This is a genomic window from Nostoc sp. DSM 114167 (genome assembly GCF_052692655.1).
Window position 1 is genome coordinate 2,936,777 of the sequence record NZ_CP195116.1, and the last position, 20,667, is coordinate 2,957,443.

12 protein-coding genes and 2 pseudogenes are annotated in these 20,667 nt (G+C 39.1%); 7 read left to right on the plus strand and 7 right to left on the minus strand.

What is annotated here, in order from left to right; genetic code table 11:
- Positions 1–93: 93 nt before the first annotated feature.
- Both NSTC731_RS12560 and NSTC731_RS12565 read right to left on the minus strand, forming a co-directional pair.
- Positions 94–1,071: an SDR family NAD(P)-dependent oxidoreductase gene (locus tag NSTC731_RS12560; protein WP_445631093.1), complete on the minus strand. Its 978-nt coding sequence runs from the start codon at positions 1,069–1,071 to the stop codon at positions 94–96.
- 12 nt (positions 1,072–1,083) lie between these two features.
- Complete coding sequence (locus NSTC731_RS12565; RefSeq protein ID WP_445631094.1) at positions 1,084–1,977, minus strand: hypothetical protein; 894 nt, start codon at positions 1,975–1,977, stop codon at positions 1,084–1,086.
- 325 nt (positions 1,978–2,302) lie between these two features.
- Between NSTC731_RS12565 and NSTC731_RS12570 the strand changes: the two are divergent.
- From NSTC731_RS12570 to NSTC731_RS12580, 3 genes and pseudogenes are all read left to right on the plus strand, one after another.
- Positions 2,303–2,471: pseudogene (locus tag NSTC731_RS12570) on the plus strand (transposase); the annotation flags it as partial.
- Positions 2,472–3,177: 706 nt separating this feature from the next.
- On the plus strand, positions 3,178–4,122 hold the full coding sequence (locus tag NSTC731_RS12575; protein WP_445631095.1) for a hypothetical protein: 945 nt from the start codon (positions 3,178–3,180) through the stop codon (positions 4,120–4,122).
- Positions 4,123–4,719: 597 nt separating this feature from the next.
- Positions 4,720–7,305 (plus strand): GAF domain-containing protein, encoded by a 2,586-nt coding sequence (locus NSTC731_RS12580; protein ID WP_445631096.1) that lies wholly within the window; start codon positions 4,720–4,722, stop codon positions 7,303–7,305.
- A 482-nt stretch (positions 7,306–7,787) separates the two neighbouring features.
- On the opposite strand, the gene NSTC731_RS12585 is transcribed toward NSTC731_RS12580, so the two are convergent.
- From NSTC731_RS12585 to NSTC731_RS12595, 3 genes are all read right to left on the minus strand, one after another.
- Positions 7,788–8,870, minus strand: a complete 1,083-nt coding sequence (locus NSTC731_RS12585) for a response regulator (protein WP_445631097.1) — start codon at positions 8,868–8,870, stop codon at positions 7,788–7,790.
- A 1,405-nt stretch (positions 8,871–10,275) separates the two neighbouring features.
- Positions 10,276–10,767 (minus strand): hypothetical protein, encoded by a 492-nt coding sequence (locus NSTC731_RS12590; RefSeq protein WP_445631098.1) that lies wholly within the window; start codon positions 10,765–10,767, stop codon positions 10,276–10,278.
- Between the two features lie 809 nt (positions 10,768–11,576).
- Positions 11,577–11,780 carry a hypothetical protein gene (locus NSTC731_RS12595; protein ID WP_445631099.1) on the minus strand — a complete coding sequence of 68 codons (204 nt, stop codon included), beginning with the start codon at positions 11,778–11,780 and terminating at the stop codon, positions 11,577–11,579.
- 1,411 nt (positions 11,781–13,191) lie between these two features.
- Here NSTC731_RS12595 and NSTC731_RS12600 point away from each other — a divergent pair.
- The 4 genes and pseudogenes from NSTC731_RS12600 (at position 13,192) to NSTC731_RS12615 (ending at position 18,046) form a co-directional block, all read left to right on the plus strand.
- Positions 13,192–14,421, plus strand: a complete 1,230-nt coding sequence (locus tag NSTC731_RS12600; protein ID WP_445631100.1) for a sedoheptulose 7-phosphate cyclase — start codon at positions 13,192–13,194, stop codon at positions 14,419–14,421.
- A gap of 4 nt (positions 14,422–14,425) precedes the next feature.
- Positions 14,426–15,261: pseudogene (locus NSTC731_RS12605) on the plus strand (O-methyltransferase).
- Between the two features lie 59 nt (positions 15,262–15,320).
- Positions 15,321–16,718, plus strand: coding sequence for an ATP-grasp domain-containing protein (locus tag NSTC731_RS12610; RefSeq protein WP_445631101.1), 1,398 nt, complete (start codon positions 15,321–15,323; stop codon positions 16,716–16,718).
- A gap of 275 nt (positions 16,719–16,993) precedes the next feature.
- Positions 16,994–18,046: a D-alanine--D-alanine ligase family protein gene (locus tag NSTC731_RS12615; protein ID WP_445631102.1), complete on the plus strand. Its 1,053-nt coding sequence runs from the start codon at positions 16,994–16,996 to the stop codon at positions 18,044–18,046.
- Between the two features lie 317 nt (positions 18,047–18,363).
- Here the strand turns inward: NSTC731_RS12615 and NSTC731_RS12620 are convergent, their stop codons facing one another.
- Together NSTC731_RS12620 and NSTC731_RS12625 are read right to left on the minus strand one after the other, a co-directional pair.
- Positions 18,364–19,626 carry a glycosyltransferase family 4 protein gene (locus tag NSTC731_RS12620; protein WP_445631103.1) on the minus strand — a complete coding sequence of 421 codons (1,263 nt, stop codon included), beginning with the start codon at positions 19,624–19,626 and terminating at the stop codon, positions 18,364–18,366.
- A gap of 223 nt (positions 19,627–19,849) precedes the next feature.
- A complete protein-coding gene (locus NSTC731_RS12625) occupies positions 19,850–20,653 on the minus strand; it encodes a phytanoyl-CoA dioxygenase family protein (protein WP_445631104.1) in 804 nt (267 codons plus the stop codon).
- Positions 20,654–20,667 lie beyond the last annotated feature (14 nt).

A 20,667-nucleotide genomic window follows, 5' to 3' on the forward strand; every position in this document is an offset into this window, starting at 1 on the left:
AACTATTAAGACCTATTAATTCAGGATACAAAGTTTTATATATCCCAAGATAGTTTGTTTAGATATTGGGCATTGGGCATTGCCCAATACCCATTAAATTTTAGGCGAACCAAGGGCATTCAATAACAGCAGTGACCACGGCATTTTTATATCGGGTATGAGCCATGAGTACTTTCTCAGTACAGGCAATGCAGCAGGTAATACAAAACGTAGAGAGCGTAGGGATGCGGGCCGATCGCCATTTTCATCTACAAGATTATATTTCTTAGCCAGTTCGGCAACAATCTGCACGCGTCCTGTATGGCGGATTATATTTGGCTCACTAGCAAGTGCAGCGATCGCTCGTCCAGTAAATAAGGGAGTTTCCCAGTTGTAGCGATCGCTCAAGAATGAGTTTTTCGGGTCAGTAGCATTAGTTTGATTCATCTCAGAAGCAAAACTGGAAAAAAGCTCAGTACCAACAATACCCGGCCAAATTGAAACAGAAGCGACGTTATGGGGTTTTAACTCAACAGCCATATTAGCAGCTAGGCGATCGCAAGCTGCTTTGCCAACACCATAAACTGTATTAAACAGATAAAACATACTACCCCATGAAGAAATAGTACAAATTAGTCCAGAGTTACGCTTAGTCATCATCCGAGCTGCAAAAACACTCGCAACATAGTGGCTGCGAAGACCAACGTTGTTGCTAGCATCCCAAAGACTTGGTTCAGAATCCCAAAAGGGCTGTCCCTGAGCGTCTTTTAATGCCTGAACTCCTGAGTAAGCATTATTTACCAATAGGTCGAGTTGGCCATTTTGCTCATCTTGAATGCGATCGAAAAGCAAACGCACCTGCTCATCGTCGCTGTGGTCTACTTGGACGGGAATGCATACACCACCGACTTCCTCAATGGCTGATTTCGTTTCACTAAGACTCCCTGAAACCCCATCACTAGAGGAGTTGTTCAGGCTGCGACCCGTAACGTATACAGTTGCACCTGCTTCACCAAGGCCAATGGCAATTCCCCTACCAATTCCCCGCGTAGCACCTGTTACTAAAGCCACTTTACCTTCAAGATGTTTCATGAGCGCTCATTTCTAATCTTTTAGCGTTAAATATTGATTATTACAATATTCTTTCGTCGCGGTGACTGAAACAACTTCTACTTCTATGGGTTTTTCTTTAGTTCCGTCGATCAGAAATTCACTAGCTCCTTCACGAGGTTTTTTCGGATTTCCCCAATCATAGGTGTAACCTAAACCCGTCCAAGGATAATGTTCTTGACTAGCAACGGCATAAGAAGTTGTGTATATCTCTTGCAAAATCGGATAACTAGCAGGAATCGGGATCTCAAAAACATTACAACTAGAATCATTAATTTCTGGATCGACACATGGTCTACTTAAATCTTCAGCTTTCACCCACATTTCGACAAAATGCGTCTTATTTGAATTTCTATTTAAAATTAAGCCTAAATACTGCTGTAACCTCAGAGAAAGCATAATATTACCGGGAATATTTATACCGATCCCCTTACAATTTTGACAAAATTCCTTAACTTGAGGAACGGCTGTTAACCAAGTCCGTGCCTCTATGCTTTTTTTTGTACCTACCTTCCAATCCTCGGTTGGGTTTTTGACATATTTCCAACTCGCCATTAGATATTCAATTTTGCCGTTATTTTCTCTCCACTTGATTTGAGGATTAGTTTTTGACAATGACCAAAGATTTTTTATTACTTTATCTTCACTTGGTCTTTTTGCATCCTCAATTGCTGCATCTAACTGTTTTTTCAGAGCCTTATAACTTTCTGGTTTATTTTTCTCCAAATATTCATTGACATTTGGATTAGTTTCTAATTGCGCTAATAAATACTTTCTGAGGTTTGATATACTCTGTATAGGAATTTCTCTAGCTAGCAAACTGGAAGATCCGACTGCTAAAAATGCACCTGTCAAACCTAAAAATACTTGAGTCTTTAATTTTTTCATTAAAATAATCCTGTGGATTTCCAATAAGAGGGTGAATGTTTCAGCCCATCTAATATATGGGTTCAATTCAAAGATTGAATCTGATTTTATATTTATGTTTGACTGAGATAATATTGTGCTTAATATTTTTAATTAACTCTATCTGTAGAAAAATAAATATCTATAAGCTAGTAGTACTCTGTCAAGACTAAATTGATGGATAAGCAAGTTGGTAGTAAGGACTTTAGTCCTTAGAGGCTATTTATAAAGTAAATATAAAGGTGGTGGGTTAAGGTAAATCGCAAAGATAGGATACTTTGAAGACAGTGTATGTATTTAGTACGCAATGGCTGCAAAAGCTTATTCTACCGACCTTAGCGACTTAGAATGGGAAATTCTCGCTCTTCTGATTCCAGCAGCCAAATCTGGAGGGTATTCTCTCCCAAGGGGAGATGCTTTGCGAACGCACAACTGATGTGTGGGAAGTATGTAATGCTATCTACTGGCGTGACAAGCTCAAAATAGTGCGTTAGATGTAGGTTGGGTTTCGCGTTGCTCAACCCAACATTGATCGGAGTGTTGGGTTTCGTTCCTCAAGCCAACCTACAATTTTTTTGCAACAATTTAGCCTTGCCACGCCAGTACTATATATGTTGTTATGGCTCGCATTATCCTACATCGTCTAGCCGCTTAAAGATTTACTGTATAAATGGTCTCTCATTCTCACTATTCCCTAAGATAGATTTTTTTCTCGCAAAACGTAATAAACCATTTAGGATTTGTATTCAAGTCTGAATAGTGAAAACTATTACAACGAACAAGAAATTACTGTGACTGAAAATCACGAGTTTAATAACTGCCGAATCGATATGATTGATGGCACTTACAATGAGTTAATAAACGTGAGTTCGACGGCTCTAAAAACCCCTCTCCAAACCTCTCCCCCACAGGGAGAGAGGCTTTGAAACCCTAATTTTTTCGTTGTCAACTAAGAATATTTTTGCCCCTCTCCGCCTCGGAGAGGGGTTGGGGAGAGGTTCATCGAACTCACGTTAATAAAGGTAGATTGTATTAAAGCAGATAGGGATTTTAACAAAATCGGTCGTCATTAGACTCAATGTATTTGCATGAGCATCACTTTTGATAACTAGATTAAGTTTTTCTTATTCTCAATGTTTTAAATTAAATGAAAAAATATCCAGAGAATTAAAAATTAACGTTATGTCCAATACACCTAAGAAACCAGACCCGAATTCCTCTAATACACCAGACCCGAATTCCTCTAATACACCAGACCCGAATTTTTCTAATACACCAGACCCGAATTCTTCTAAGCAAAATAATATTGTTTATAACTTATTTAATAGTATTTTTCCTAATTCACCTTATTTTAAGTTTATAAATAGTACATTTTTTGCACATTTTTTAAGTAATCACCCTTTTATTGCCAATTCATTAATTTTTTTGATTATATTTTTAACTAGTGGGAATTTATATCAGAATTTTATAATCAATAAAATTTCCGATTCAACTTACCAAAATAAAATATGTCAAGAGACCACAAAACTGATAGAAGAAGAATTAGAAAACAAGAACAAATCAGGGGCTATAACTGGTTCTTATAAAGCATTCGAGGATAGTAAGAATGTAAACTTATTACCATTTAGTTGTGAATACTCAATAGAAGATGAAAATAAAAATATATCTAAAAGGGAAATTTATTTGAGATATACGCCTGTTTTTAGCGAATACATTAATGAAGAGTACAACAAGAAAAATGCTGACAAGAAAATGGAAATGAACGAAGTATGTAAGCACAGTACTATAGTAGTGCAGATGGAAAAATATGCTAAAAATAACTCTCTTTTTGACAAGAGTAAAGGAGATAATATCAAACCAGGAAGGGCTGAGATTTTAACAAACAAACCACATGCTTATCCAGTACATCGATGGGTTTGTCATTTTTCAGTTTCAAAAAAAACCAAAGAAGTTAAACCTACTTTAGGAGGTGGTAACGATTATATGATAGACCTCAATTTAGAACCATATTGCCGAATAAAAGCTTCTGAAGATAATAATAAGTTTACAGTACCTCACTATCGTGATTATGATAATCCTTATTCTTTCTATTGTACAAATCCTTTTTCGAGTTCTGATTCTGAATGATTTTATGTAAATAAGGGAGTGAATAGACCAAAAAGATTGATGCAAAAATGTGCTTTTATATGTTTAGTTTTTATTAGAAAATAAGATGCGTTTGCTCTAGTAATTGGACACAGGCATCACAACAGGCAAATAGAGTGGTTTATGAGCTGTACTAGTATTTTTTACTCAGCACTTCTTTTTCCGGCTAACATATCTGCGACAAAAAGCGATCGCAGTCGCTGTAAAAATTGCGTATAATTACTTAAACTTCGCAGTAATTTTCAGATAAATCGACTATATCTTACGGATACAGCAATGCTCATTAGTCTGTTTCTAGAAAATATTATGAGGCTACACTAACAATCTCTCGCCTGTGGAAAATATTGTTTTCTCGTTTATGTGAGGGGTCTAACCCCCTACTGATGGCAGTGGGAAGGGGTTTTGGTCAAGCCATGCTTGTTGGTAATCAACTTGAGCGTTTATTCACAGGATGACGCTGGCTAAACAAGCGATTAAACTATGGATAATGTCAAGCAATTGTTGCTTTTAACACCACTTACATAAATTTAATCTCATTGTTAAATCTAAAACCTCATTCTGTTAGATAAAATACCAGTTATGTCAGCGTATCAAGGAAGTTATGGGGAAACCACCGATTTAATTATTGGTGGTAACAACCAAGAAAACCTCGAATTAACAGCAAATTCTGCTCCTGTGGGTGCTCTTGCCACAAGACAAGGAACTTTTTCTACGTTTCTTGCTCCCCTGACTCAAGATACTTTTAAACAGGTCGTTAAGGATGTCGAGCAAAAATTACAGATTGTCCATCAAACCCTATCAATGCTGGATTCTCATGGGTTTGAAACCATTCTGCAAGAAATGTTGCATTCGATTACCTTGAAAACCGGAGAATTACTAGGGGCAGACCGAACGACTATATTTTTATTGGATGAAGAAAAACAAGAACTTTGGTCAATTCTAGCTGAGGGCGAGGGCGGTCGCTCTTTAGAAATTCGTATCCCCGCTAATAAAGGTATTGGTGGTGAAGTCGCCACTTTCAAGCAAGTTATCAATATTCCCTTTGATTTTTATAACGATCCGCGATCGCATTTTGCCCAAGAACAAGAAAAGAGAACTGGCTATCGCACCTACACCATGCTAGCTTTGCCACTTTTAAATGAACATGGGCAATTAGTTGCAGTAGTGCAATTACTGAATAAATTAAAATCTAAGAATAATTATGATGCTTCACTTGCAGAGCGCATTGATACCAGAGGTTTTAGCCGTGCTGACGAACAATTATTTCAAGAATTTGCTCCTTCGATTTGTCTGATTTTAGAGTCCTCACGCTCTTTTTATGTAGCCACTCAAAAACAAAGAGCAGTAGCGGCGCTGATGAAGGCAATCAAGTCACTTTCTCAAAGTAGTCTTGACTTAGAAGACACTCTGAAGCGGGTGATGGATGAAGCCAAGGAACTGATGAATGCCGATCGCAGTACACTATGGTTAATAGACCACGATCGCCATGAATTGTGGACGAAAATCACTCAGGATGATGGTTCAACCAAAGAGTTACGAGTCCCCGTAGGTAAAGGCTTTGCTGGGATAGTCGCGGCTTCTGGCAAAAAGCTAAATATTGGCTTTGATTTGTACTACGATCCTGACTCAGAGACAGCCCAAAAACTAGACCAGCAAAATGGCTATCGCACTTGTAGCTTGCTTTGTATGCCAGTATTTAATGCCGATCAACAACTGATTGGTGTTACCCAACTCGTAAATAAAAAGAAATCCGGGGATTTTCCCCCTTATAATCCAGCTGATTGGCCCAAAGCTCCCGACTGCTTCCAAGCTAGCTTTGACCGCAACGATGAAGAGTTTATGGAAGCTTTTAATATTCAAGCGGGAGTCGCGCTGCAAAATGCTCAGTTGTTTGCCACAGTCAAGCAACAAGAACAAATGCAACGGGATATTCTGCGTAGTCTTTCCAATGGCGTGGTTTCCACTGATAAAACTGGGTTAATTATCGCCGCCAATGAAAGTGCCAAGCGTTTGCTAGGACTGGAGCCAGAAGACCGTTTAGAAGGTAAATTAGTTACTGACGCGATCGGCATCAAAGAAGGCGACTTTAGCAAGTGGTATCAGGATGCTTTACATGCAGTTGACTTAAAAGGTCGTCAACAATATTACCCGGATCGCACACTTATCAGCACTGGTACAGAACAACATAGTATCAATTTATCGATTAACACAATAGCCGATGCTAGCGACCAAGAGCAAGTCCGGGGGGCGCTGGTAGTGATGGAAGACATCAGTGATGAAAAGCGGCTCAAGAGTACGATGTACCGCTATATGACCCAGGAATTAGCCGAAGAATTGCTGAAATTAGATGACGCTAAACTAGGAGGCGATCGCAAAGAAGTTTCGATTTTATTTTCCGATATTCGCGGCTACACCACATTAACAGAAAACTTAGAAGCAGAAGAAGTGGTGAGTATGCTCAATGAATATTTTGAATCAATGGTGGAGGCAGTCTTTAAACATAAAGGTACTCTTGACAAATATATCGGCGATGCCATCATGGCTGTATTTGGTTCTCCTCTACCATTAGAAGAACACGCTTGGATGGCAGTACAAACATCCTTAGAAATGCGCGATCGCCTACGCGAATTTAATCAACGTCGCCATATAGATAATAAGCCTAGAATTAAAATCGGTATTGGCATCAACTCAGATACCGTGATTAGTGGGAATATTGGCTCTAGTAAACGGATGGAATTTACCGCCATTGGTGATGGCGTTAATCTTGGCTCTCGATTAGAAAGTGTTAGTAAACAGTATGGTTGCGATATTATTATTAGCCATAACACTTTTAAACCTTGCCAAGATAATATTTGGGCTAGGGAACTAGATTACATTCGTGTCAAGGGTAGAAACGAACCAGTAGCCATATACGAATTACTGGGTTTGCGTTCCAATCCAATTGAAAGCGAAAAATTGCAAGTGATTGAGCATTATCACAAAGGACGCGAATATTACCTCAGACGCGATTTTAACCGTGCTAGAGCTGAATTTGCCCTAGTTTTGGCAGCAGACAGCCAAGACAAAGCTGCTATGTTGCATCTGTTGCGTTGTCAGCATTGGTTACAATCACCCCCAACAGAATCAGATTGGGATGAAGGAGTCTGGACATTTCAGGAAAAATAACTCCACCGACTTATCGATTAGGGCTTGTAACTAATACCAATTTTAAAAAATATATAGATTAACTGATTATTTGTCACTGTTAACAACTTGTGTAGCAGATTTCAAGTTGGCGAGGTACATCAGCTAAGGGATTACCAAGAAATAAATTATTCAATCTTGTAGGGTGGACATCTTGTCCGCCCTAACCATTGGGCGGGCGAGACGCCCACCCCACAATAAAAATTGAATGTTTTTTTCTTTGGAAGTCCCTAAATCTGTTACCCAGGTATAAAGCGTGTTTTACTGCTGAATTCTGTTAGCACAGCGGGGCGCAGCCCATTCTGAATTCTGCTGGATTAATTTTACTCTATAAAAAAATGACTAATTAACTTTAACTAAATCAAACATTCTATAATTATAATGATAGTGAAGCAGATAATATTCAACCTTAAATATCTAAAACAATAGGCTGTTTAAATAGAGTGACTTGCTAGATTAAGAAATTAAACAATATGCTGAAAAATGACTTTCAGTAAATCTCCTTGTTTAAAAGGCTTAGTTAAATAGCCTGATGCTCTCACCATCTTCGCTTTAGCTCTATCTAAAAATCCTACTTTTTCTGACACCATAATCACAGGTGTATTTTTAAAATATGAGTGTTTACGCAGCAAAGAGCAGAGTTCATATCCATCGAGATTAGGCATTGATATATCCAACAAAATTATGTCGGGTTTTATACGGATAATCTGCATTAGAGCTTTTAAGGAATCAGTGACTCCGATAACAGAAAAGGTTTGCTCATCTAAATAACTTTTAATAGCATTCAATACCGTAGGATTGTCATCAATACACAAGATTGTGTAGATTTTTCTGTCAGCAGGCGGTTGGATGATTTGCTGACCCCTGTGTGCATTAGTATTAATCGAGTAAGCTGCTGGTTTAGAGCCGTGTATTTTAGGCAACTTTGGCGTAGTTTTGGCTTTAGATTGTAGCTCATTTATTCGGAAAAATTGTGAGGTATCCGATTGATAACTTGGTGATGTTTGACGATAAACCGCCTCATTTTGGGGCGTTAAACATCGTTCAACTAATAAACGAACATTTAGATGACAAAACTTTGGCATATCATCTAGAAAACTCTCAGGAATAAATTCATAACTTCCCTCCTCTAAATTTAGAAATGACTCTATAACTTCTAGGGCTAATTGCTCTATCAGCATTGCTGCTTGAGAAGAACTGATATATTTCTGATTTACTAACCAACAAATAGCCAGATAATCTGGGTTCGGTATCGCTTGATTTTCAATACCAGTTTCAAATATCGCCCGCAACTGATCTTTGATTCCGTCAGGAAGAGTAGAAATTTGCTGACTCAAACGTTGCAAATTTCGGTAAAGCGGCTCAAACATTTTCTCTGAGTAGCTGGCATAAATTAGTTTCCCCTCATCTACATATATTGACCAAGAGCCTGATGTGCTAAACACTTGTAAACAACCAGTAACCGACTTACCAGTGATTTTTTTCAACAAAGGTAGGGGCTGGAGCTTTTGAAAAAATCTGTATCTACTAATTGGAAGTGTCTTCATTGCGATCGCTCTGAAATAAAATTAACATTTGCAGGCAAAATTAGTGAATTACCTTTTTGGAATTCACGTGACTTTGTTGAAAGCACTGTTCAGATAAATATAGCGGTCATATTTGAGTTAGTACAGAGATTCCACACCCCCCTACTCTTAATTCACCAATCTCTGTTAAGCTATAATCCACAACTTACAACTAAACCAATTAATGCTACTGACCAATAGCAAAATTGCCCGACTAGTTGCCAGGATATAGTATTTCAAAAATTAGATTGGTTTTCTGTATCTTTAGCTAATCTAGCCAATCTAACAGTAACTCAAGTGCCACACAAAGACCATTGGCTCTCGCCCATCAGTCACAAAAGTATCATTGTTATCCGTATTTTGTCGCCTAAAATTATAGATACTTGAATTCTCTTGCAAAAGTTTTTTGTCCCTAATCCTAAAGTCTGGAGTGACCAAAATCTACTGTAATGTAAACGTAAATGTTTCTCCATCAAGACTTATAAGCATTAATTCCGCGCTGATGAAGTATGTTTTTATATCCGTGACGAAAGTCGTCGGGTACTTTTTCAAGAAGTTTATTCTTGAGGGCAACTTCACAATCAAAAAAGTATTATTCAAAACTAAGCATTCCAAAAGTTCAATATCTTACTTAAGTTTGTGATTGTAGAGCAACTCTTAGTCTTGGGATTTGGCAAAGCGATCGCTTGCACAACAATAATGGTAAACCTCGGCCCAAGAATGAGTTTGCTGATAATTGCCGCCATGATGGTGTGTGGTGAGATGCGCAGGCGACTAAATCAGCAGAAGGGAATCTCTTCATAAGTACTGGAAACGGGTTTTAATGTTGTGTGAACCAAATAGCCACCCTGCACAAATTGGAGTGACAAATTCAAGAACTTACAGGGAAATTCTTGATTAGTAGTAGATACCATGCAAAATACTTGCTTTCAGCTAGATGGTAGATAACAAGTAACATACTCACTAAAACTTAGATTACTATAATTTTCAAAAAAAATTAGTAGAAACATCTAAACTTCATGATAAATCAGTAAAGTAAACATGAAAACTAATTAATATCATCTTCCAGAAAATTGTTATAAATATTTATTTGTTTAAATGTCTGGGAAAGCTGAAAATGTATAGTAAAAGATAATTATATGTTTGCTTATGGAATTACACTTAGAAAAAACTGAATTATTGTCTGGTAGCAATTTAACCGAAAAATCTTAAGTTTGAAAAATCACAAATATAAATACAAAATTGTACGCTTAGGCGTAGCTTGTCGTAAACATCACATTCATCAACCCATAAGATATATGTCGCAAAAAGACGCAAAGAATTTCTTTGCGTCTTCAGAGTGAGATTTATAAGTGGACATTCTCACCGTTATACTTTCTCCATCTTCTTAAAATTGCTCCCGCCAGCACCAGCTTAAAAGTGTACCACCAGCTATCAGCTTCACTATTTCCAGCAGCCAATAACTACCGTGTAGTAAATTCATTGTCGATGGAATAGCAGCAGCAGCTTCAAATAGGTTGAGTTGAATTCCTATAGCGCACATCTGCGGAGTTAAGAAATAGGTGTCAAGCACAGCGATAGTCAGCAGCAGCACAGATAAAACAATACTGCCAATACTCCAGTGATATCGGGTTTTGCTCAAAGCTAGTGCCCCAGTCAACACTACAGCAGCCGATAATAATTCCATCCGATTGAAGTTCCAAAAAATCGTATAGCCTGCTGTCGTAAAACCAGCTTGACTCATCATCCCAGAAAGATAAAGGCTAGGCATAATTACCCAGTCTAAAACTAGACTAGCACTGAGCCAAAAGCCCAAGGTCAATACGATCGCGGTTTGCCAAATTGGCCGTTTGAATTCAATGTTAGAAATAGCAGTCATAAAATAATTGCGTGTGTTGTATTTCTTTAGTTTCTAACTTCACCAGCAATTTGACAACTAATATCAACTAACCTTTACAAAGCGATCGCTCTTAACATTCTGAAGTCAATACCAAGATTTTTTAAACTAAGTTAATAAATCTTAAGATTTTATAAAAAGCAATTTAAATAGATTTTTTTGCGATAAATACTCAAGCACAACTCTTGAGCAACTCTTTAAAATCCATAACTCAATACGCTTAGGTTAAGAGTTATTTATGTTAAGGTTGCCCTTTAATTATGAACTCAATCCCAATATTTATAAATACTTAACTTTTTCTTGTAAAGCAACTAAGCGATCGCACTCATTCCCTCCTTTGACAGCTATCTAGCATAACAGTAACATTGTAATTTTTGAACGCAGATATGATATAAAACAGCGTGTAAGTAGAGCGGTGTGGAAAAATAAAACTATGTTAAGAAAAATTAAATAGACTCAAACCCTCTTCCCTCTTGCCCTCTGCCTCACAACTTTTAGAGAGGCTGCGCCCCTTTGCGTAGCTATGCCACAGGCTTTATGACTACGCTACAGTGACCACCTGCCTTTTGCCTCATCTCAACTATAAATATTCATGCCGACCTACTTATCTTTATTTTGTAACTTTGGGAGAACCCAATCGCTGAAAGACTTTCAGAGCTTGAATTTTCAAGTTTTGGCTACAAATAGTTACTATTAGAAAATAGAGGCTCAAAGGTTGACTCAATCATAGTTTCAGAATCTTGCTTCGATTATTTTCCAAGAGTGACAAAACAGGTTTATTCCACAATGTCTTAGAGTACGCCACTGGCGATCGCATATCGTGGCAATATTTTACTATCTATGTGAATTAGTTTACTGTTGAGTTCATTCGGGAAATTGCGAGCTTTTACCCGTGAATCTGCCTGCAAAAGTGAAACATTGTATGTACGTGCATCTATAACCAACAAAAGCGACGAATTTTGACCAACATAACCCATAATTACAGCAGAAATCATGTATTTGAACCACACCTATCGGAGGAGTGCAAGGTTTTGCACCCCTACTGCGTGGTCTATTTACCTGAAAATAGCTGTAAATTCACCAGATATCTGTTATATCAAGTCCGGTTAATTACTGATGATTACCGCATCTGTGCAAAAATCCCAAAAGCCTCTTTATCCCAGCAAGAAATGCGATCTACGATCTAAATGATAAGTCTTTAGTCGGACACAATATTAGATATAGCTTTGTTTCATATATTTTTGTATAAAGCATCTATCTTAAGACATACTCTTTTAGATGTTTAGTTATCCAGTCCACTTCGCATGGTGGATTGACTTAAATATATTTACAGATGTTATGATTTGTATTAATGTAATGTTATGATTTGTGTTGAAGTTTTCAGTTACCAACTAGTAAATTAATTGCTGGTTTAAGCTGAAAAGCCTTAATTTAGGTCTAAGAAGGCAATTTAAGCAAACTTAGAAACCCATAACATACACAAACATTCCTTAAAAAAGTTAAACTTTTGTTACTAGGAACTTAAATATATTTAAATTCTGAATTTTCAGGAGTTGCTGATGTAGGTATGTTGATTACTGAGCAGTAAATTGACTTAGTAAAAGAGGTATTTTACTGATATTTTGAATAGAATGCAGCGAATCATCTTTGTTTTTAGGCATTTTATGGTTTGAAACTAATGTAAAAAAAACAGCAAGATGAGGATTAATTATTTCTGTAATATCAAATGTCAGCCTAGAGATAGACAATGATCAACAATATGAGTAGTTTACTAAGATCAGAGTTTTGCAAAGTTTAACGATCGGCAAGTTGCTAGAGAAAAATATAGTGGAGTTAATAAAAATTCAGGTAAACTTCCTAAAATTCCACTGTTATTCTGAAACAAACAGAATGTAGCGAGTTTAGTAATATAAGGTTTGAGACTAATGCTAATAAACAGCAAAATAACGATTAATCATGGTTCTAATCTCAAATTTAAGCTTGGAGAGCAACGGTACAATAAGTTGTCTAGGCTAGAGTTTTTGCAGAATCGTACAGTTGGAAAGCCACTATATTTATATGTAGCGGAATAAATCTGAATTCAGATGAATTTCCCAAATTTAAAGTCAACAATCCACAGAAAAAGCAGGCAAGTATTGTGCAAACATACTGCTAGTTAGGCTAGTTGACTTGTTTGAGGTTATGCCGAATTAAGGATTAACCCATCTACAGAATTTACTCAAATGAATGGTGTGTTTAAAAACATTGCCAGTCAGTAATTAACGTTAGCTTTTTATTAAAAGCTAATTTTTTCCTGTCTTTTATCTAAAAAGATAAAAAGCACAGTTGTTTGCTGGCATTCATAAAGGTAAATCGCAACTATTACCGAAATCTCACAATTTTGTAATTGAAATCAGGTCAACACACATGAATAAAGTTCAAGCATCATTTGAAGCTACCGAAACTGCGTTTCACGTGGAAGGTTACGAAAAAATCGATTTTAGTCTTGTCTATGTGAACGGTGCATTTGATATTGAAAACCGAGAAATTGCAGATAGCTACGCAAAATTTGGTCGCTGTCTGATTGTAATTGATGCCAATGTTAATGAACTTTATGGCGATCAAATCAGGTCATATTTTAGACACTATGACATTGAACTGACAGTATTTCCGATCATCATTACAGAACCGGCTAAAACCCTGGCAACTTTTGAAAAAATTGTTGACGCTTTTTCTAACTTCGGCTTAGTTCGTAAAGAACCAGTCTTAGTTGTCGGTGGTGGTCTAGTTACTGATGTGGCTGGATTTGCTTGTGCTGCTTACCGTCGCAAGAGCAACTATATCCGCATTCCTACCACGTTGATTGGTTTAATCGATGCAGGTGTGGCGATTAAGGTTGCAGTTAATCATCGTAAGGAAAAAAATCGCTTAGGAGCATATCATGCGCCTTTGAAAGTAATCTTAGATTTCTCATTCTTGAAAACCTTGCCAACCGCTCAAGTTCGCAATGGGATGGCAGAGTTGGTGAAAATTGCGGTAGTTTCTAACTCTGAAGTCTTTGAACTGCTATACGAATATGGCGAAGAACTGCTTTCGACTCACTTTGGATATGTGAATGCAACACCGGAAATTAAAGAGATTGCTCATAAAGTCAACTATGAAGCAATCAAAACTATGTTGGAGTTAGAGACTCCTAACTTGCATGAAATAGACCTCGATCGCGTCATCGCCTACGGTCACACTTGGAGTCCTACCCTAGAATTAGCACCTCAGATACCTCTATATCATGGTCATGCGGTCAATATAGATATGGCTTTGTCTGCAACCATTGCAGCACAACGCGGTTATATCTCAACACAAGAGCGCGATCGCATCCTAGACTTGATGAGTCGTATCGGTTTATCACTCGATCATCCTCTTTTAGATGGGGATTTGCTCTGGTATGCTACTCAGTCTATAAGCTTGACACGAGATGGCAAACAACGCGCAGCTATGCCTCGTCCGATTGGTGAGTGCTTCTTTGCCAACGATCTGACTCGTGAAGAACTTGATGCTGCCTTAGCTGAACACAAACGTCTTTGTACTAAATACCCTCGTGGCGGAGAAGGGGTTGACGCATACATTGAAAGTCAAAAAGGCAAGCTAGTAGGGGTGTGAAGATATGACAAGTGTTTTAGGGCGAGAAACAGCTAGACCGATAACGCCACATAGCATCTTAGTAGCCCAGCTACAGCAAACCCTCAAATTAGCCCAAGAGAAGAACATTCCCGTAGAGATATTAGATTCTTTACGGCAGGGAGTTCAATTAGCGGCGGGTTTAGATCCCTACTTGGATGATTACACCACCCCGGAATCGAGTGCATTAACAGCATTAGCGCAAAAAACAAGCATTGAAGACTGGAGCAAACGCTTCAGTGATGGTGAAACAGTGCGTCAATTAGAGCAAGAAATGCTCTCAGGACATCTGGAAGGACAGACATTGAAAATGTTTGTTCATATCACCAAAGCAAAGCGCATTCTAGAAGTAGGAATGTTCACAGGGTATTCAGCTTTAGCAATGGCAGAAGCATTACCAAGTGATGGGCAACTTATCGGTTGCGAAGTAGATCCTTATGTTGCTGAATTTGCTCAAGCTTGCTTTAGTGAGTCTCCCCACGGCAACAAAATCGTTGTGGAAGTAGCACCTGCTTTAGAAACACTCCATAAGCTGGCTGCTAGAAAAGAAGTATTCGATCTGATTTTCATTGATGCCGATAAAAAAGAGTATGTAGATTACTTCCAGATCGTGTTGGATAGTAACTTACTGACTCCCGACGGTTTAATCTGTGTGGATAACACTTTGTTGCAGGGACAAGTTTACCTACCACCCGAACAACGCACCGCCAACGGTGAAGCGATATCGCTCAGTTCAACCGCGTTGTCGCCGCCGATCCTCGTGTCGAGCAAGTTCTATTACCCATCCGAGATGGTATAACGCTAATTAGACGCGTGGTGTAACAAAGTTTGTAGAGACGTTGCAATGCAACGTCTCTACAATAAACACAAAGGAAAGACTTATGGCACAATCAATTTCTTTATCTCTGCCTGAATCTCCAACATCATCAACAGGTGTTCGGGTTAAGGTAGTAGCTCTATTCAAAACTCTCGGTACTCTGACATTATTACTAATAGCCTTGCCGTTCAATGCTTTGATAGTATTGATATCTTTGCTGTGGGGCATTGTGCGTTTGCCGTTTCCGAAAAAAGCTGTTGTAGCTACTCATCCTCAGACTATCTTGGTGAGCGGAGCCAAGATGACTAAAGCATTGCAACTTGCCCGCTCTTTCCATGCCGCAGGACACAGAGTTATTTTGATTGAAGGTCACAAATACTGGTTGTCTGGTCATAGATTCTCAAAAGCGGTGAGTCGTTTTTATACAGTTACGGCTCCGCAATCAGACCCAGAAGGTTATATCCAGGCGCTAGTAGAAATCGTCAAGCAAGAAAAGGTTGACGTTTATGTACCTGTATGCAGTCCTGTAGCTAGCTATTATGACTCTTTAGCAAAGCCTGTATTATCAGAATACTGCGAAGTTTTCCACTTCGATCCAGATATCACCAAAATGTTGGATGATAAATTTGCCTTTACCGATCGGGCGCGATCGCTTGGCTTATCTGTCCCTAAATCGTTTAAAATTACAGATCCTCAACAAGTTATCAATTTCGATTTTAGTCAAGAAACCCGCAAATATATTCTTAAAAGTATTGATTACGACTCCGTTCGCCGCTTAAATTTAACCAAACTTCCCTGCGACACCCCAGAAGAGACAGCAGCCTTTGTCAACAGTTTACCCATCAGTCCAGAAAAACCTTGGATTATGCAAGAGTTTATTCCGGGTATTGAATTATGCACACATAGTACAGTGCGGGATGGGGAATTAAGATTGCATTGCTGTTCAAACTCTTCTGCGTTTCAAATCAACTACGAAAACGTCGAAAATCTCCAAATTCGTCAATGGGTGCAACACTTCGTCAAGAGTTTGGCACTGACTGGACAAGTTTCTTTCGACTTTATCCAAGCTGAAGACGGTACAGTTTACGCCATTGAATGCAATCCTCGTACCCATTCGGCAATCACAATGTTCTACAATCACCCCGGTGTTGCAGACGCCTATCTTGGTAAAACTCCCCTAGCTGCACCTCTGGAACCCCTAGCAAGTAGCAAGCCGACTTACTTTCTATATCACGAAATCTGGCGACTAACTGGTATTCGTTCTTGGAAACAATTGCAAACATCGGTTAATACTCTAGTGCGGGGCACTGATGCTATTTACAGTCTTGATGACCCTATACCATTTTTGACTTTGCATCATTGGCAGATTCCCTTACTTTTACTCAAGAATCTCCAACAACTCAAAGGATGGGTAAAAATAGACTTCAACATTGGCAAACTGGTGGAATTAGGTGGCGATTAAATAATTTGTAAATTAAAGAAGAATTCAGTATATCATAGCCCCTTCCTCGCTTGCATACGGTGTACATACCACCCCCTCTAACTCCCCCTTGCCAAGGGGGAGAACCGGATTATTTCCCCCCTTGGCAAGGGGGGATTAAGGGGGGTAAATCCAGGGTTTGGGTTTCATTACCAAGATGTGTATAGACCGTAGCCTTGCTTGCAAAGAGGGGTTCTCATGGCCCACTCAACTGAGAACCGCTATATAAATTCTAATACTACATAGGAAGATAAATCATGCCAGTACTTCGTATCCTTCATTTAGTTGGGTCTGCATACAACGATTTTTACTGTGATTTGTCACGCCTTTATGCTCAAGACTGTCTCGCGGCAACGGCAGATCGATCGCACTATGAATTTCAGATTGCATATATCACACCCGATCGCCAATGGCGATTTCCTCCCTCCCTCAGCCCTGAAGATATTGCTGATACTAAACCGATGACTCTGGCTGATGCCATACAGTTTCTAACAGCACAAAACATTGACCTCGTGTTACCACAAATGTTTTGTATCCCTGGAATGACTGAATACCGGGCTTTATTCGACTTGCTGAAGATCCCTTACATCGGCAATACTCCAGATATCATGGCAATAACGGCGCACAAAGGCAGAGCTAAAGCAATTGTTGAAGCCGCAGGGGTAAAAGTGCCTCGTGGAGAACTGCTTCGCCAAGGAGACGTTCCGACAATTACACCTCCAGCGATCGTCAAACCCGTAAGTTCCGATAACTCTTTAGGGATGGCTTTAGTCAAAGAGGCTACTGACTATGACACTGCTCTTAAGCAAGCATTTGAATATGCTTCAGAGGTGATTGTAGAAGAATTCATCGAACTCGGGCGAGAAGTTAGATGCGGCATCATTGTCAAAGACGGAGAACTAGTGGGTTTACCCCTTGAAGAGTATCTGTTAGACCCCCACTCCAAACCCATCCGCAGCCATGCTGATAAACTCCAACAAACAGAGGATGGCAACTTGGGTTTCGCTGCTAAAGATAATAAAAAGTCTTGGATTGTAGACCCGAACGACCCGATGACCCAAAAGGTTCAGCAAGTGGCTAAGAAGTGTCATCAGGCTTTGGGTTGTCGCCACTACAGTTTATTTGACTTCCGCATCGACCCAAAGGGACAACCTTGGTTTTTAGAAGCTGGATTGTATTGTTCTTTTGCCCCCAAAAGTGTGATTTCCTCTATGGCGAAAGCAGTGGGAATCCCTTTAGATGAGTTATTAATCACGGCTATCAATGAAACGTTGGGCAGTAATCAAAAGGTATTGCAGAATTGCTCGTGAATTTCTCGGTATAAATTTTTCTGCTTGTAGTGGGTAGGAGAGCGATCGCTAATTAACGTGAGTTCGACAAGCCCTTTTTTGACCTCTCCCCCAACCCTTTTTGGACACGGAGAGGGGGAGCCAAAACCCTAATTTCTCGTTGCTCCTCCCTTTCCCCGTGGGAGAGGGAGATTGGGAGGGAGAGGTTCATCGAACTCACGTTAATTAAAAGTCGGTTGAGATTGCGATCGCTTTGCCAACGCCCGCCATAGGATACCCAAATGACTGTAGGGCAACGCTTTTAAAAGGTTTTTAATTCCTAGTCAGTGGTTGTTAAATTAATGCGTAAGCATTTCCTCAAAGAGGGATAAGTAACGATATGCTTGTAGCTCGCTCGGATACTCTTGTTCGGCTTTTTCACGAGCGTTCGCGCCAAGTTTTTGATGCCGTTCTTTGTCTTCTATTACCCAGATAATCCCATTTGCTAAGTCATCACAACTAAAACATTGCGCTCGATATCCATTTTTTTGATGTTCAACTATATCTTTGAGTCCCGTTGAATCAAAAGAAACCACAGGTGTGCCGCAGGACAGGGATTCACAAGCAGTCAGTGGCAAATTATCCTCAATCGATGGCACAATCATGACATCCGCAGATGAGTAGAGAAGTGCGAGCTTATTTCGATCGTCAACTTTGCCTAAGTAGTGTACCTTAAAACCTAAATCAACTGCCTCTTGAGGTTGAGATGAACCAAAAACAATTAATTCAATCTGCTCTTTCCACTCAGACTGACTGAGTTTTTGCAACGCTGATTGCAATAGTTCAAATCCTTTTCTGGGATTGCCAGTTCCATTAATTGCTCCAAATAGAAGTAGTTGCTTATTTTGTGGGAGGTTAAGTAACTTTCTGGCTATTTGACGCTCCGTCGGTTTATAAGTGTTGATATCTAATCCGTTGGGAATAACTCTGATGTCACTATTTGAAAATAGTGAACTGGATTTAGCACATTCAGCAAGCCAATTACTAGGAGTGACAATAGTCAGCTTGAGATTTTGCCATGCTTTAATTTTACGCTGCCAAACCCAGCGAGATAAATCCCAGCTTTGCTTGCTATTGAGTTGAGGGCAATTTCCACAAGATTTTGTATAGCGATCGCATCCTAGAGAATAGCAACATCCACCTGTGAATGCCCACATATCATGAAATGTCCAAACAATCGGCTTATTGAATTTTGCCAGTGCTTCAATTGGTATAAATCCGTCACATATCCAATGCAAGTTAATGATGTCTGGATTAAGTCTAGCAATTTGCGATGTAACTGTATTAGGGAGCCATTGCAGCCGGAAAAATGTCGGGTTACGTTGCCTATTTCTATAAATATTTAGTGGTAAATCATTTAAAAGCGGACGAGCTTTCCAGATTGTTTCGGCTACCTTATTGGGAGAACTGACCACAGTAGAGTCAGCTATTCTTTTATCTTGAATTAGCATCTGAGAATCAATTTCTAACCTCAGTAGTTCCTGATGTAGCCAATAAGCAGCACGAGCAGCTCCCGCCCCTCCCTTGGGATCGTAGGTATTAACTAATAGAGGCTTAATCATTGTTTATTTAACTATTTATTCACTTACAGAAAGTTTAAGGCTACCTAAACACAATCGGTAGATAGTTGAATATTAGAGAATTTTCAGTTAAAAAAATATCCCGTCGTAGGAACGCAAGGTCTTGCGCCCCTACAAATCTATAAATAATTTGGGATAATTTATTTTTTGCAAGTCCCTAGTACAAATTATTTTCTAACTCGATCGAATTATTCATTTGTACCAATTAGTAATGCGGTTCAACTCTCGGAAATATATCGCAGTCTATCGGCTCGCCAGGTTTTTTGGTTTTGAATGAATTCAATTCTGGCAAATCAATTTCTTCAATCGGTCTGAAAGGCCATGCTTTCGGGCGGTGATAATAAGTAATATCATCGCCAGTCCAATTTGTGACTACCGCACGTCGTTGTGTGGTTGATATATTGGTTGCTGAATGATGAATTGTCAGAAAATGATGAACCAAGCAATCTCCAGGCTCCATATCCCAAGATAAAATTTCCTGCGATTCTGGCTCTACAAACCAGGAAGGGTTTGATCCTTCACGTAACTCTTTGCCCCATCGATGAGAGGCTTTGATATACTCTAATCGACCATTTTCTTGGTTGACACTATCTAAAGCCAACCAAATTTTACAACACTGCCAGCCTTGTATGGGCCAGTAAGGTAGGTCGTTATGCCACCCAACACGGCTGTTTGTTTTCGGCTTTTTAACAAAGAAACCGTCAGTCAAAAAGTTGAGTTTTTCTGATTTCAAGACTTGAGCGGCGAGCGTTGCTAGCGGAGATTCAAAAGCCAAAGCACGAAAATCAGCATCAGTGAGCCATAAGCTACTGCTATGTTCCACATGACCTTCTGATTTGGGGATGCCCTTAACTTCTAAAGGGCCGGGGATTAATACATTCTTATCAACGGCTGTTCGCATCCGTTCTACCCAGATGTCATCCAAAACATTTTTGACGCAGATAACACCGTCTCGCTCGAAAGCTTCAACTTGTTGGGTGGTAATTTTTGATGTGTCTACCTTAAGCATTACGAAAAAACGAA